A 13,811-nucleotide genomic window follows, 5' to 3' on the forward strand; every position below is an offset into this window, starting at 1 on the left:
CCCTACATCCGGAAGACGCCGAAGCCTTCGGCGCCCTTCACTGGTCCATTGTGGATCACGGACAGGCTGAGCCCGAGCACCGTGCGGGTGTCGCGGGGATCGATGATCCCGTCGTCGTAAAGCATCCCGGAGAGGAACATCGGCATCGACTCGGCCTCGATCTGCCCTTCCACCATGGCGCGCATGGCGGCGTCGTGCTCCTCGTTGTACTCCTGCCCGCGCGACGCGGCCGCGGCCCTGGCCACGATGGACAGCACACCCGCGAGCTGCTGCGGGCCCATGACCGCGGATTTCGCACTGGGCCAAGCGAATAGGAACCGGGGATCGTAGGCGCGGCCGCACATCCCGTAGTGCCCGGCGCCGTACGAGGCGCCCATGAGCACCGAAAGATGCGGCACCTTCGAGTTCGACACGGCGTTGATCATCATCGCGCCGTGTTTGATGATGCCGCTCTGCTCGTACTCCTTGCCGACCATGTAGCCGGTGGTGTTGTGCAGGAAGACCAGCGGTGTGTCGATCTGGTTGGCCAGCTGGATGAACTGCGCGGCCTTCTGCGACTCCTCGCCGAACAGCACACCTTGGGCGTTGGCGAGGATGCCGACCGGGTAACCGTGGATACTCGCCCAGCCGGTGGCGAGACTGCTGCCGTACAGGGGTTTGAACTCGTCGAAGTCCGAACCGTCGGCGACCCTGGCGATCACCTCGCGCGGATCGAACGGCACCTTGAGATCGGTGGGCACGATGCCGAGCAGGTCTTCGGCGGAGTACAGCGGCTCGGCGTAGTCCGGCTTCGGCGTCGGGCCCTGTTTGGTCCAGTTGAGCCGTTTGACGATACTGCGCCCGAGCCGGATCGCGTCCTCTTCGTCCGCCGCGAGGTAGTCGGCGAGGCCCGAGGTGCGGGCGTGCATTTCGGCGCCGCCGAGCGATTCGTCGTCGGATTCCTCGCCGGTCGCCATCTTGACCAGCGGCGGGCCGCCGAGGAACACCTTCGCGCGTTCCTTGACCATCACGACGTAGTCCGACATGCCGGGCAGGTACGCGCCACCCGCGGTCGAGTTTCCGAACACCAGCGCGATCGTGGGCACCTTCGCCGCCGAGGACCGCGTGAGGTCACGGAAGATCCGGCCGCCGGGGATGAAGATCTCCTTCTGCGTCGGCAGATCCGCCCCGCCGGACTCGACGAGGTTGATCACCGGCAGCCGGTTCTGTGCGGCGATGTCCGCGGCGCGGTAGCTCTTCTTGGCCGTCCACGGGTTGCTCGCCCCGCCTTTGACCGTCGGGTCGCTGGCGGAGATCATGCACTCGACGCCTTCGACGACGCCGATGCCGGTGATCACGCTGGCGCCGACCTGGTAGTCCGAACCCCAGGCCGCCAGCGGCGAAAGCTCCAGGAACGGCGAGTCCTCGTCGAGGAGGAGCTCGATCCGCTCGCGGGCCAGCAGCTTGCCGCGTTTGCGATGCCGGGAGACGTACTTCTCACCGCCACCCGCGATCGCCTTGGCGTGCTCGCCGTCGATCTCGGCGAGTTTGCCGAGCATGGATTCGCGATTCTCCGCGAACTCCTCGCTCCGCGTGTCCACAGTGGACCGTATCGTGCTCATGCGGTGTATCCCAATCGCTTCGCGGCCAAGCCGGTGAGGATCTCGTTGGTCCCGCCGCCGATGCCGAGGATGCGCACGTCACGGTAGTGACGCTCCACTTCGGACTCCCGCATGTAGCCGAGTCCGCCGTGCAGCTGCACGGCCTCGTTGACCACCCATTCGGCGGTCTCGACGGCGGTGTTCTTCGCGAAACAGGCTTCGGCGATGACCTCTTCGCCCGCGACGTGCCGCTGCGCGACCTGGCGGGTATAGGTGCGGGCGACGTCGATCTTGCGGGCCATCTCGGTGAGCTTGTGCTGCACCAGCTGACGGGAGATCAGCGGACGGCCGAAGGTCTCGCGCAGGCGGCACCAGTCCAAGGTCAGGTCGAGTGCCCGCTGCGCGTGCGCGTAGCCCTGCACGGCCAGCGAGACCCGTTCGGTGACGAACTGCGTGGCGACCTGCGCGAAGCCGCTGTTCTCGGCGCCGATCAGGTTCTCCGCCGGCACGCGGACGTCCACATAGGACAGCTCGGCGGTGTCCGAGCAGAGCCAGCCCATCTTCTCCAGCTTGCGGGAGACGGTGAAACCCGGCGTGCCGCGTTCGACCACGATGAGCGAGATCCCGTGGGCGCCGGCTTCCCCGGTGCGGACCACGGTGGTCACGAAATCGGCGCGGCAGCCCGAGGTGATGAAGGTCTTGGCGCCGTTGATGACGTACTCGTCGCCCTCGCGTACCGCCGTCGTGCGGATCCCGGCGACGTCGGAACCGCCGTCGGGTTCGGTGACCGCGAGCGAGCCGATCTTGGCGCCTTCCAGTGTCGGCCTGACCCAGCGTTCGATCTGCACCGGATCCCCGGCCGCCGCGATATGCGGGACGGCGATGCCGCAGGTGAACAGCGAGGCGAAGAGGCCACCGGATCCGCCCGCGTAGTGCAGTTCCTCGGCGATGACTACGGCGTCGAGGTAGTCGCCACCTCCACCGCCGACCTCCTCGGGGAAGCCGACGCCGAGCAACCCGAGTTCCCCGGCCTTGCGGTGCAGATCGCGGGGCAGTTCGCCCTCGCGCTCCCACTCGTCGAGGTACGGCAGGATCTCGGTTTCGGCGAACCGCCGGACGGTCTTGCGCAGTTCGGCGCGTTCCGGCGTGGCGAAGGGATCGGTCACAGGAGGGCCTCCGGGATGTCGATCTCGCGGGAGCGCAGCCATTCCCCGAGCGCCTTCGCCTGCGGGTCGAACCGCGCCTGCGACGCGACGCCCTCGCCGAGGATGCCTTCGACGACGAAGTTGACCGCCCGCAGGTTCGGCAGCAGATGCCGCCGGACCTCGAGGTCCGCGGTATCCGGGAGCAGCAGTTTGAACTCGGTGACGGTCAGCCGGTGCGCGAGCCAGCGCCACGCCTCGTCGGAACGCGCCCAGACGCCGACGTTCGCGTTGCCGCCCTTGTCGCCGCTGCGGGCGCCGACCACCTTGCCGAGCGGCACCCTGCGGACTTCGGCCTGGGTGAACGGCGCGGGCAGAGCGGATTCGTCCACTTCGGACAGAGGCAGGGTGTCGGCGGCGGGCGCGATGTCGCGACGCGTTCCGTCCGGCAGGACGGCGACGTGTGGTACCTCTTTCGCTTCAACGAAAGCGGCACGATAGACGCCGTAGGGCGAGGCGGCCGCAGGCGGCGCGGTGACGTGGAACCCGGGGTAGCTCGCCAGCGCGAGCTCGATCGCCGCGCCGCTGAACGCGCGCCCCGCGACCTCCGGATCGGCGTCCTTCACCGCGACGTGCAGCAGCGCGCTCGCCTGCTGCTCGGTTTCGGCGTCGGGCCGGTCGGTGCGGGCCAGGGTCCACCGGACGTCGGCGGGCGGCCGGGCCTTGAGCGCGCCTTCGAGTTGTTCCTTGACCAGAGCGGCTTTCGCCTCGATGTCGAGTCCGGTGAGGACGAACGTCGTCTCGTTGCGGAAACCGCCGAGCCCGTTCAGACAGACCTTGAGTGTCGGAGGCGGCGGCTCACCCGTGACGCCGCTGATCCGGACGCGGTCCGGGCCGACCTCGGTGAGAGTCAGCGTGTCGAACCGGGTCGTGACGTCCGGCCCGGCGTAACGGGCGCCGGTGATCTCGTAGAGCAGTTGCGCCGTCACGGTTCCGGCGTTCACGACACCGCCCGTACCGGGGTGTTTGGTGATCATGCTGGAGCCGTCGGCGGAGATCTCGGCGATCGGGAACCCCGGGACGCCGATCTCGTGCTCGGTGAAGAAGGCGTAGTTGCCGCCGGTGGCCTGCGTCCCGCATTCGATCACGTGCCCGGCCGCGACCGCGCCTGCCAGCGCGTCGTAGTCGTCGCGCGCCCAGCCGAAGTGCGCGGCGGCGGGGCCGACGATCACCGAAGCGTCGGTGACGCGGCCGGTCACCACGATGTCGGCGCCCGCGTTCAGGCATTCCGTGATCCCCCACGCGCCGAGATAAGCGTTGGCGGTCAACGTCTTGCCGAAGCCGAGCTCTTCCGCTCGCTGGATGAGGTCGTCGCCCTCGACGTGCGCGATCGCGACGTCGATGCCGAGCTTCGCGGCCAGTTCACGGAGCGCGTCCGCGAGCCCGGCAGGGTTGAGCCCGCCGGCGTTCGCGACGATCTTGACGCCTTTTTCCTTGGCCAGCGCGAGATTCTGCTCCATCTGGCGCAGGAACGTCTTGGCGTAACCGCGGTTCGGGTCCTTCATCCGGTCGCGGCCGAGGATGAGCATGGTCAGCTCGGCCAGGTAGTCGCCGGTCAGCACGTCGAGCGGGCCGCCGGTGAGCATCTCGTGGACCGCGGAGAACCGGTCGCCGTAGAACCCAGAGGCGTTGCCGATGCGGATCGGGGCCGGGGTCACGCGAACTGCCCCGGCTTCCGGCCGGCTCCGGGAGGTCCGGCGAAGGCCTGTGCGATCCCGAGCCATTCCTCGACGTCCTTGCCGGTGGCGACCAGATCGGTGTCGGCGGGGTGACGGCGCTGGGTGATCACGAGGCAGAAGTCGACCGCGCTCCCGGTGAGCCGCTGTCCGGCGTCCTCGGGGCCGAAAGCCCAGGTGGTGCCGTTGGGCGCGGTCAGCTCGACGCGGAATTCCTCGTGGGGCGGGGCGAGCGCGTTGAGCTTGTAGGCGAAGTCGCGCGTGCGGGTGCCGAACCGGGCGATGTGCCAGATCCGGGCGGTGCTCTCGCGCGCCACGCCGAGCGCGTCGAAGATGTCCTGACCGTGCGCCCAGGTCTCCATGAGGCGCGCCGTCACCATGGACGCGGCACTCATCGGCGGGCCGTACCAGGGGATCTTCTGCCCGTCGGGCACCGCGGCGAGCGCTTCGGCGAGTTCCGCGCGACCGGCGCGCCACTCCTCCAGCAGTTCACGGGGCGGCGTCTTCGCGCCCTCGGCGGCGCCGTCGTCGACGTAGGACTCGCCCGTCGCGAGCAGCCCTTCGATCTCGGCCTGCCACTCGGCCTCGGATCCGCGCGCCGCGATCAGCGCCTTCTTGTCCGTCCAGGCCAGATGGGCTATCTGATGGGCGATCGTCCAGCCTTCGGCCGGGGTCTGCCGCGCCCAGTCCGACGCGGGCAGATCCGCCACCACGTCGTCGATGGCCTGCGATTCCGCCGCGAGATCCCCAAGGATCACGCCCAGGTCAGCCATGCCCGCCTCCTCGCGTCTCCCCCAGGCTGACACTCGGTGGCGGAAAAATCAAGCGCGCCTGATTGTTTTTCTCGATCGACGTTCCGTGAAGGCCTCCTTGAGGGACTCTGGGTCTCTCAAGGAGGCCTTCACGGACAGCGGGGACCAGTTCGGCGACCTGTCCGAGGCCGGTCGGGCATCGAGGGAACCCGATCCTCATCGCAGCCCAGATGTCTCCAATGTGGCATTGGGGACACTGAATCCCATCTCCCACGACCTCCGCGCGACACCACCGCAGCCCAGCATGCCCCCTCAGACTGTCCAAAAAGGACACTTTTCGAGACCCAAGACGTCCGATTTACGCACTTTGCGCAGTATTGCCCGGGGTCGTGAGTGGCGATGGTCGTTCTAGCCCTCTTTACCACTCACGACCCCCGCGCGGAACCGGACATCATGACATCAATCGGGCGCACTGACTGCGACAGGTGTCCGTTGTGGACACCTCGCGCCGGGGTCATCCCCACGAGTCATTCCGGAATCCCGCGCGGCAGGGGTTCGATCACGCCATGTCCGACTTACCCCTCAATAACAGAGGTCCCTCAAGAAGGCCTTCACGGACAGCGAGGCAGCTCAGCTCCCCGGCCGCTCGAATTCCCGGATCAGCACCGGATACTGCTCACCCCCGTGCCCGGCGGCGATCGCGCGGTCGGCCATCGCCTTGATCAGCTTCGGCAGTTCGGCGTTCACGCCCAGCGCCTCGCTCTCCTCGACCATGTGCGCCATCGCGCGCGCGTCGGTCTCCAACGCCGACACCTCGGCGGGGAACGAACCCTTGTCGATCTGCTCCGCGTAGCCGGGCAGCCAGTCCGCCACCCCGGCGGCGATCTGCCGCGCGAAGGGGGCGTACGTCGCGGCGTCGACACCGGCCGTCTTGAGCATCGCGGTGCCCTGGAGCCACGCGTTCAGGACACTCCACATCATCGTCAGACCGGCGACGTCGTAGAGGGACGCGAGGCCGGGGTCCTCGCCCAGATGACTGACCGTGCCGAGCGCGCCGAGGTCGAAGTCCGGCCGCGGTCCGCTCAGCAGGATCACCGCCTCGTCGGTTCCGATCGACGACGGGATGGCCATGATCGCGCCGTCCAGGTAGCGGGCGCCGTGTTTTTCGGCCCAGGCGGCGGTTTCCCGCGCCTGCGCGGAGTCGCCCGAGGTGAGATTGACCAGTGTCGTGCCATCGAGCCGGGCGTCGCCGAGCAGTTCGCGAACGGCGGAATAGTCGGTGAGGCACACGATCGTCACGCCGCCGAGCGCGTCACCGATCGTGGGCGCGAGCCGGGCGCCTTCGGCCACGAGCGCGTCCGCCTTGGCGGCCGTCCGGTTCCACACGGTCGTGGGATGCCCGGCCTTCAGGAACGCGCGGGCGAGCGCGGTGCCCATCAGGCCGAGGCCGACGACCGAAATCGGGGTGTTCGTTTTGTCTGTCATGGCACGATCGTCAACGTTGATACCGGTATGAAGGTCAAGTGGGGAAAGCGATGAAGATCGGTGAACTGAGTCACCGGACGGGCGTCAACGCCCATCAGCTGCGCTACTACGAGGCGCAGGGCCTCCTGGAGGCGAGCCGCGGCACGAACGGCTACCGCGAGTACGACGAGACGGCGTTGCTGCGGGTGAGGCAGATCCGTCACCTGCTCGCCGCCGGCCTGTCGTCCGAGGACATCGCGTACCTGCTCCCCTGCGCGATCGGCGAGGAACCGGAGCTGATCGGCTGTCCCGAGCTGCTGGCCGCGATGCGCGAGCGGCTCGGCCGCCTGGACGAGCAGCTGGCCAAGCTGAACCGGTCGCGTGACGCGCTGGCCGAGTACATCGTCGTGGCCGAGCGGGTCGGCGCCGAGACCTATCCGCCGTTCGACGGGACCGCCGCGTGAACGAGGCGATCCGACTACGGGAGCAAGGCACCGACGAGGCACGCCTGCGGCTGATCGAGCTGGCCGAGAGGAATCCACGGGACGCCGTGATCGCCTACCAAACCGCGTGGGCCCACGATTCGGCCGGTTTGGAAGCCGAAGCGGCCCCGTTCTACGAGCAGGCGCTCGCGGGCGAAGGTCTGTCCACAGAGGACAGGCACGGGGTGTTCGTCGGACTCGGCAGCACGTACCGCGTCCTCGGCCGGTACGAGGAGTCGCTCGCGACCTTGCGGCGCGGTCTCGGCGAGTTCCCGGACGACGCGGCGCTGAGGACGTTCCTCGCGATGGCGCTCTACAACACCGGCGAGGCGCGCGAGGCGGCGGGAACCCTGTTGAAGGTGCTGGCGGCGACCAGCACGGACGACGGCGTCCGGCGATACCGGCGAGCGGTCGAGTACTACGCGGACCATCTGGACGACGTCGAATGAGTCTTGTTGACACCTTGTCAACACTGGCTTACTTTCACGTCATGAGCGCGTATGCCGAAATCACCTACGAGGTCGAAGACCGCATCGCGACGGTCACGCTCAACCGGCCCGAGGCCCGCAACGGCTACACCATCCGCATGGCCGACGAACTCGGCGACGCGATGGACCGCGCCGACCGCGACGAGGACGTCCGGGTGGTGATCCTGACCGGCAACGGCAAGGATTTCTCGGTGGGCGCCGATCTCACGCAGGGCGGTTTCGACTTCGATCCGGAGACCGGGCCGGACGCGGCGTGGCAGGAGCCGGCGGGACGCTGCTCGAAGCGGATCTTCACGATGAACAAGCCGGTGATCGCCGCCCTGCGGGGCGCGGCCGTCGGCGGCGGCGTCACGATCACCCTGTCGTGCGACTACCGCCTCGCGTCCACGGACTCCCGGTTCGGCTTCGTGTTCGTCCGCCGCGGGATCTACCCCGAAGGCGCGTCCGCGTGGTTCCTCCCCCGGCTCGTCGGGATGGGCACGGCACTCGACTGGATGATCAGCGGCCGCGTCTTCGGCGCCGAGGAGGCGAAGACCGCCGGGCTGGTCCACAGTGTCCACGAGCCCGAAGAAGTGCTCGGCAAGGCGCGCGAACTCGCTCGCGAGATCGCCGCGACCACGTCGCCGGTCTCGGTCGCCGTGACCCGCCAGCTGCTGTACCGGATGGCGAGCGCGGAATCGCCGTTCCCCGTGCACGAGCTCGACTCCCGGCTGATCGGCGGCCTGGGCTCCAGCCCGGACGCGGTCGAGGGGGTCGTGTCCTTCCTGCAGAAACGACCACCGGAGTTCTCCATGCGCGTCGACACCGACCAGCCCGCCTACCTGCCGTGGCTGAACAAGTGACCGCCTATCCCCCGGAACCCTGGAACCTGGCCGGTCAGGCGTATCTGTCGATCTGGCGTGTCCCGGTGAGCGAACTGCCCGCACTGCCCGGCGGTGTCGAGCCGATCGTGGTCGGCGGCCGCGCCCAGGTGTTCACCGCCTGGATCGACTATCAGGAACCCGGGCAGCTCCAATATCACGAGCTGCTGGCGACGGTGGCGGTCCGCGGCGAGCGCCTCTCCAGCTCCATCACCGACATCTGGGTCGACAGCGAGGTCTCGCTCGCCGGCGGGCGGGCACTGTGGGGCATCCCCAAGGATCTCGCCGCGCTCGACTTCGCCCACGGGCGGACCTTCACCGCCTCGGCGGCCACCCAGGAAGACTGGATCGCGACGGCGGCCTTCACGCCTCGCCCGAGCCTCCCGGTGCGGATGCCCGCGGCCTTCGACGTCGTCCAAATACTGGACGGCCGTCTCAAAAGGAGCCCCGTCCGGGCGAAGGCGAGGCCTTGTCCGGCGGCCGCGGACTGGCGGATCAACGAGTCCGGGCCGTTCGGCTTCCTGGCCGGTCAGCGGCCCGTCCTGAGCACCTGCCTGCGCGATTTCAAGATCGTCTTCGGCGGTTGACCAGCCGCTCAGCGTGATCGTCTAACCCGCCAGGGTGAGCCGACGACACGCCACCCATTGGGGCACGTGCAGCCTCCGACCCCTACATGTAGTCTCTGGGAACCGGCACCGCCCAGCGACGGGGAGACCGCTCGGGAGCGGTGGTCGGACAGCTTTGTGAACCTGCAGCGCACGGCCTTGTGAGGCCTTGTGGTGCTTCAACGCGCCCTTATTGGAGTGACGCATGTCAGTGGAAACCGGTCAGCGGCCGCCCTCGTCCTCGGACACCACGCCCGCGACCGTGCGAGTCATCCGGCGGGACGGCAGCGTGTCCCCCTTCGACGCGAACAAGATCTCGGTCGCCGTGACCAAGGCCTTCCTCGCCGTCGAGGGCGGTGACGCGGCCGCTTCGTCGCGGATCCACCACCTGGTCAAGGAACTGACCGAGCAGATCGAGACCACCCTGCTCCGCCACGCCGGTCCCGAGACCGCGCTGCACATCGAGCAGATCCAGGACATCGTCGAGCTCGCGCTCATGCGCGGCGAGCACCACAAGGTCGCCCGCGCGTACGTCCTGTACCGCGAGGAGCGCGCGAAGGCCCGCGAGGCCGAGAAGCCCGCGTCGTCGGACGTCGCCATCAGCGTCAAGGCGGCCGACGGCTCGCTCCGCCCGCTCGACTGGGCCCGCGTCTCGCACGTCGTCGGAGAGGCCGTCGCCGGTCTCGAGGACGTCTCAGCGGAGCCGGTGCTGGCCGAGGCCAAGCGCAACCTCTACGACGGCATCAGCGCCGACGAGCTCGCCCTCGCGCAGATCATGGCCGCGCGCGTGCTCGTCGAGCAGGAGCCGAACTACTCCTACGTCAGCGCCCGGCTGCTCGCGGACAAGCTCCGCGGCGAGGCGCTCAGCTACCTCGCGGGCGTGCCGCAGCAGGCCAGCCAGGACGAGATGGCCACCCGGTACCCGCAGTACTTCCGGGACTACCTCAAGCGCGCCATCGAGCTGGAGCTGGTCAACGCCGAGCTGCAGACCTTCGATCTGGACAAGATCACCGCGGCCATCCACGCCGAACGCGACCTCGACTTCGGCTTCCTCGGCCTGCAGACCCTGTACGACCGGTACTTCCAGCACCACGACGGGGTCCGCTTCGAGCTGCCGCAGGCGTTCTTCATGCGCGTCGCGATGGGCCTGGCGATCCGCGAGGACGACCGTGAGGCTCGTGCCATCGAGTTCTACGAGCTGCTCTCGACGTTCCACTTCATGGCGTCCACCCCGACGCTGTTCAACTCGGGCACCACGCGTCCGCAGCTGTCGTCCTGCTTCCTGACCACGGTCGACGACGACCTGGACTCGATCTTCCAGGCGTACAAGAACAACGCGCTGCTGGCGAAGTACTCGGGCGGTCTCGGCAACGACTGGACCCCGGTCCGCGGCCTCGGCGCGCACATCAAGGGCACCAACGGCCAGTCGCAGGGTGTCGTGCCGTTCCTCAAGATCGCCAACGACACCGCGGTCGCGGTGAACCAGGGCGGCAAGCGCAAGGGCGCGGCCTGCGCGTACCTCGAGACCTGGCACGTGGACATCGAGGAATTCCTCGACCTGCGCAAGAACACCGGTGACGACCGTCGTCGTACGCACGACATGAACACCGCGAACTGGGTGCCGGACGAGTTCCTGCGCCGCGTCGAGGCCGACGCGCAGTGGACGCTGTTCTCGCCGAACGAGACCCCGGACCTGCACGACCTCTACGGCAACGCGTTCGCCGAGCGCTACCGCGAGTACGAGGCCGCCGCCGAACGCGGTGAGCTGAAGGTGTTCCGCAAGGTCCGCGCGGTCGACCTGTGGCGCCGCATGCTGACCATGCTGTTCGAGACCGGCCACCCGTGGATCACCTTCAAGGACCCGTGCAACCTGCGTTCGCCGCAGCAGCACGTGGGTGTCGTGCACTCGTCCAACCTGTGCACCGAGATCACCCTGAACACCACCACCGACGAGGTCGCGGTCTGCAACCTCGGCTCGGTGAACCTGCTCAAGCACGTCACCCCCGAGGGCCTGGACACCCAGCGCCTCGAGAAGACCGTGCGCACCGCGGTCCGCATGCTCGACAACGTGATCGACATCAACTTCTACACGATCCCGGAGGCGCGCCGCTCCAACCTGCGTCACCGCCCGATCGGCCTCGGCCTGATGGGCTTCCAGGACGCGCTGTTCGAGATCGGTGTCCCGCTGTCCTCGGACGAGGCCGTGCAGTTCGCGGACACGAGCATGGAGCACATCAGCTACTACGCGATCTCGGCCTCGACCGACCTCGCGGAGGAGCGCGGCCAGTACCAGACGTTCGAGGGTTCCTTGTGGAGCAAGGGAATCCTGCCGATCGACTCGATGCAGCTGCTCATCGACGCCCGCCAGGGCGACGCGCTCGACGTCGACACTTCGTCCACTTTGGACTGGGCGCCGCTGCGTGAGCGGGTCAAGACCGTCGGCATGCGCAACTCCAACGTGATGGCGATCGCGCCGACCGCGACGATCTCCAACATCTGCGGCGTCGGGCAGTCGATCGAGCCGCTGTTCCAGAACCTGTTCGTCAAGTCGAACATGTCCGGCGACTTCACCGTGGTGAACCCGCACCTGGTCCGCTCGCTCAAGGAGCGCGGGCTGTGGGACGAGGTCATGGTTTCGGACCTGAAGTACTTCGACGGCAGCCTCGGCCAGATCGACCGCGTGCCGGACGACCTGAAGGCGCTGTACGCGACCGCGTTCGAGATCGAGTCCAAGTGGCTGGTGGACGCGGGTTCGCGGCGCCAGAAGTGGATCGACCAGGCCCAGTCGCTGAACCTGTACATCGCGGCGCCCAGCGGCCGCAAGCTCGACGAGCTGTACCGCTACGCCTGGCACAAGGGCCTCAAGACCACGTACTACCTGCGGGCCCGGTCCGCGACGCACGTGGAGAAGAGCACCCTGCGCGGCACCGACGGCAAGCTGAACGCGGTCTCGGCCACCCCGGCCCCCGCCGCACCCGCTTCGCCGAAGCCCGCCGCCGCCCCGGCTCCCGCCGCCTCGCCCGCGCCGTCGGCTTCCGCCGCGGTTCCGGCCGTGCCGGTGACCGCTCCTGCCCCGGCCGCCAAGCCGGAGCCGAAGGAGATGCCGAAGGTCTCGGACGTCGACTTCGTCGCCACCGAAGGCGCCGCCTGCCGGATCGACGACCCCGACTGCGAAGCCTGCCAGTAAGACATCGTCGTGAGTGGCGATTCGGGTTCTGACCCGAATCGCCACTCACGACCCCCGACTCGTGAAGTGAGCTTTCATGACCACCTTTGACGCCTCCGCCGACGCCACGGGCCTCGGTGAGATCGAAGTCGGCGCCGCCCGCATCAACGTCGACGACAAGCGGATGATCAACGCCCGCGCCGACGTCAACCAGCTGCTGCCGATGAAGTACACCTGGGCGTGGGAGAAGTACCTCGCCGGCTGCAACAACCACTGGATGCCGACCGAGGTCGCCATGCAGGCCGACATCGCGCTGTGGAAGTCGCCCGACGGCCTCACCGAGGACGAGCGCACCATGCTCAAGCGCAACCTCGGCTTCTTCGCCACCGCGGAATCCCTGGTGGCCAACAACATCGTGCTCGCGGTGTACCGGCAGATCACCAACCCCGAATGCCGCCAGTACCTGCTGCGCCAGGCGTTCGAGGAGGCCGTGCACACGCACACCTTCCAGTACATCTGCGAAAGCCTCGGCCTGGTCGAGGGCGAGCTGTTCAACATGTACCGCGAGGTCCCGTCCATTTCGGACAAGGACGCGTGGGCGCTGAAGTACACGCAGAACCTGGAGAACCCGGACTTCGAGACCGGCACCCCGGAAGCCGACCAGAACTTCCTGCGTGACCTCGTCGCGTTCTACGTGATCTTCGAGGGCATGTGGTTCTACACCGGTTTCGCGCAGATCCTCTCGCTCGGCCGCCGGAACAAGATGATCGGCATCGCCGAGCAGTACCAGTACATCCTGCGCGACGAGTCGATCCACCTGAACTTCGGCATCGACTGCATCAACCAGATCAAGATCGAGAACCCGCACCTGTGGACCGAGGAGTTCCAGGCGGAGATCCGGACGATGCTGACCGAAGCGTGCGAACTCGAGGTCGCCTACGCCCGCGACACCATGCCGCGCGGCATGCTCGGGCTCTCGGCCGAGCTGATCGAGCAGTACATGCACTTCATCACCGACCGCCGGGCGCAGCAGATCGGCCTCGCGCCGATCTTCGGCGAGACCGAGAACCCGTTCCCGTGGATGTCGGAGGCGATGGACCTCAAGAAGGAGAAGAACTTCTTCGAGACCCGCGTCATCGAGTACCAGTCCGGTGGCGCCCTCGACTGGGACTGATCACCGACACGTAGTACATGAAGGCCCCCTTCCTTGCGCCTAGGTACAGGAAGGGGGCCTTCATGTACTTCTCCTTCGCGGTACGCTCCGGAGTGCTACTGGTTCGCCCGGCCTCCCAGGCCGGTCGAGGTAACAGGGAACCCGGTGCGAATCCGGGACTGCCCCGCAGCGGTATGTGGGAACGAAAGCCGTCACCGTGCGAGACACGGTAAAGCACTGGGACATGGCGCCCCGGGAAGCGACGGCCGGTAGGAGCGAGCGAGTCGCCCACGAGTCCGAAGACCTGCCCGTGGTACGCGCGCCGACGGCGTGCGTGAGTCCGGGCCTCGTGGGATGGGCACGACCGAACGGCGGTCACTCCT

11 protein-coding genes and 1 riboswitch are annotated in these 13,811 nt (G+C 68.0%); of the genes, 6 read left to right on the top strand and 5 right to left on the bottom strand.

The window, feature by feature from the left end; genetic code table 11:
- Positions 1-2: 2 nt before the first annotated feature.
- The 5 genes from ACSMFO_RS06750 to ACSMFO_RS06770 all read right to left on the bottom strand — a co-directional run bounded on the left by ACSMFO_RS06750 (position 3) and on the right by ACSMFO_RS06770 (position 6,695).
- On the bottom strand, positions 3-1,601 hold the full coding sequence (locus ACSMFO_RS06750) for an acyl-CoA carboxylase subunit beta (protein ID WP_051972583.1): 1,599 nt from the start codon (positions 1,599-1,601) through the stop codon (positions 3-5).
- Positions 1,598-2,746, bottom strand: a complete 1,149-nt coding sequence (locus tag ACSMFO_RS06755; RefSeq protein WP_038515431.1) for an acyl-CoA dehydrogenase family protein — start codon at positions 2,744-2,746, stop codon at positions 1,598-1,600. Before ACSMFO_RS06755 ends, ACSMFO_RS06750 begins: the two co-directional genes overlap by 4 nt.
- On the bottom strand, positions 2,743-4,440 hold the full coding sequence (locus ACSMFO_RS06760; RefSeq protein ID WP_436457479.1) for an acyclic terpene utilization AtuA family protein: 1,698 nt from the start codon (positions 4,438-4,440) through the stop codon (positions 2,743-2,745). Before ACSMFO_RS06760 ends, ACSMFO_RS06755 begins: the two co-directional genes overlap by 4 nt.
- On the bottom strand, positions 4,437-5,231 hold the full coding sequence (locus tag ACSMFO_RS06765) for a TIGR03084 family metal-binding protein (RefSeq protein WP_436457481.1): 795 nt from the start codon (positions 5,229-5,231) through the stop codon (positions 4,437-4,439). Before ACSMFO_RS06765 ends, ACSMFO_RS06760 begins: the two co-directional genes overlap by 4 nt.
- A 609-nt stretch (positions 5,232-5,840) precedes the next feature.
- The gene (locus ACSMFO_RS06770) at positions 5,841-6,695 is read right to left on the bottom strand and encodes an NAD(P)-dependent oxidoreductase (RefSeq protein WP_436457482.1); all 855 of its coding nucleotides are present in this window, start codon (positions 6,693-6,695) and stop codon (positions 5,841-5,843) included.
- 50 nt (positions 6,696-6,745) lie between these two features.
- Here ACSMFO_RS06770 and ACSMFO_RS06775 point away from each other — a divergent pair, with 50 nt between their 5' ends.
- From ACSMFO_RS06775 to ACSMFO_RS06800, 6 genes are all read left to right on the top strand, one after another.
- On the top strand, positions 6,746-7,138 hold the full coding sequence (locus tag ACSMFO_RS06775) for a MerR family transcriptional regulator (RefSeq protein WP_038523787.1): 393 nt from the start codon (positions 6,746-6,748) through the stop codon (positions 7,136-7,138).
- Positions 7,135-7,605 (top strand): tetratricopeptide repeat protein, encoded by a 471-nt coding sequence (locus tag ACSMFO_RS06780; protein WP_436457484.1) that lies wholly within the window; start codon positions 7,135-7,137, stop codon positions 7,603-7,605. Before ACSMFO_RS06775 ends, ACSMFO_RS06780 begins: the two co-directional genes overlap by 4 nt.
- A 41-nt stretch (positions 7,606-7,646) precedes the next feature.
- Positions 7,647-8,486 (top strand): enoyl-CoA hydratase-related protein, encoded by an 840-nt coding sequence (locus ACSMFO_RS06785; RefSeq protein WP_038515439.1) that lies wholly within the window; start codon positions 7,647-7,649, stop codon positions 8,484-8,486.
- Positions 8,483-9,091, top strand: coding sequence for an acetoacetate decarboxylase family protein (locus ACSMFO_RS06790; protein ID WP_436457645.1), 609 nt, complete (start codon positions 8,483-8,485; stop codon positions 9,089-9,091). The genes ACSMFO_RS06785 and ACSMFO_RS06790 overlap by 4 nt, the downstream gene beginning before the upstream one ends.
- Positions 9,092-9,314: 223 nt before the next feature.
- Positions 9,315-12,296, top strand: coding sequence for a ribonucleoside-diphosphate reductase subunit alpha (locus tag ACSMFO_RS06795; protein WP_436457486.1), 2,982 nt, complete (start codon positions 9,315-9,317; stop codon positions 12,294-12,296).
- Positions 12,297-12,372: 76 nt separating this feature from the next.
- The gene (locus tag ACSMFO_RS06800) at positions 12,373-13,449 is read left to right on the top strand and encodes a ribonucleotide-diphosphate reductase subunit beta (RefSeq protein WP_037344090.1); all 1,077 of its coding nucleotides are present in this window, start codon (positions 12,373-12,375) and stop codon (positions 13,447-13,449) included.
- Between the two features lie 82 nt (positions 13,450-13,531).
- A riboswitch (cobalamin riboswitch) is annotated at positions 13,532-13,754 on the top strand.
- Positions 13,755-13,811 lie beyond the last annotated feature (57 nt).

The sequence above is a fragment of the Amycolatopsis sp. w19 genome, from assembly GCF_051373225.1.
Classification (GTDB): domain Bacteria; phylum Actinomycetota; class Actinomycetes; order Mycobacteriales; family Pseudonocardiaceae; genus Amycolatopsis; species Amycolatopsis japonica.

Coding starts and splice junctions, on each gene's coding strand:
- ACSMFO_RS06750 (WP_051972583.1), bottom strand. CDS start 1,601: ATGAGCACGATACGGTCCACTGTGGACACGCGGAGCGAGGAGTTCGCG.
- ACSMFO_RS06765 (WP_436457481.1), bottom strand. CDS start 5,231: ATGGCTGACCTGGGCGTGATCCTTGGGGATCTCGCGGCGGAATCGCAG.
- ACSMFO_RS06770 (WP_436457482.1), bottom strand. CDS start 6,695: ATGACAGACAAAACGAACACCCCGATTTCGGTCGTCGGCCTCGGCCTG.
- ACSMFO_RS06775 (WP_038523787.1), top strand. CDS start 6,746: ATGAAGATCGGTGAACTGAGTCACCGGACGGGCGTCAACGCCCATCAG.
- ACSMFO_RS06785 (WP_038515439.1), top strand. CDS start 7,647: ATGAGCGCGTATGCCGAAATCACCTACGAGGTCGAAGACCGCATCGCG.
- ACSMFO_RS06795 (WP_436457486.1), top strand. CDS start 9,315: ATGTCAGTGGAAACCGGTCAGCGGCCGCCCTCGTCCTCGGACACCACG.
- ACSMFO_RS06800 (WP_037344090.1), top strand. CDS start 12,373: ATGACCACCTTTGACGCCTCCGCCGACGCCACGGGCCTCGGTGAGATC.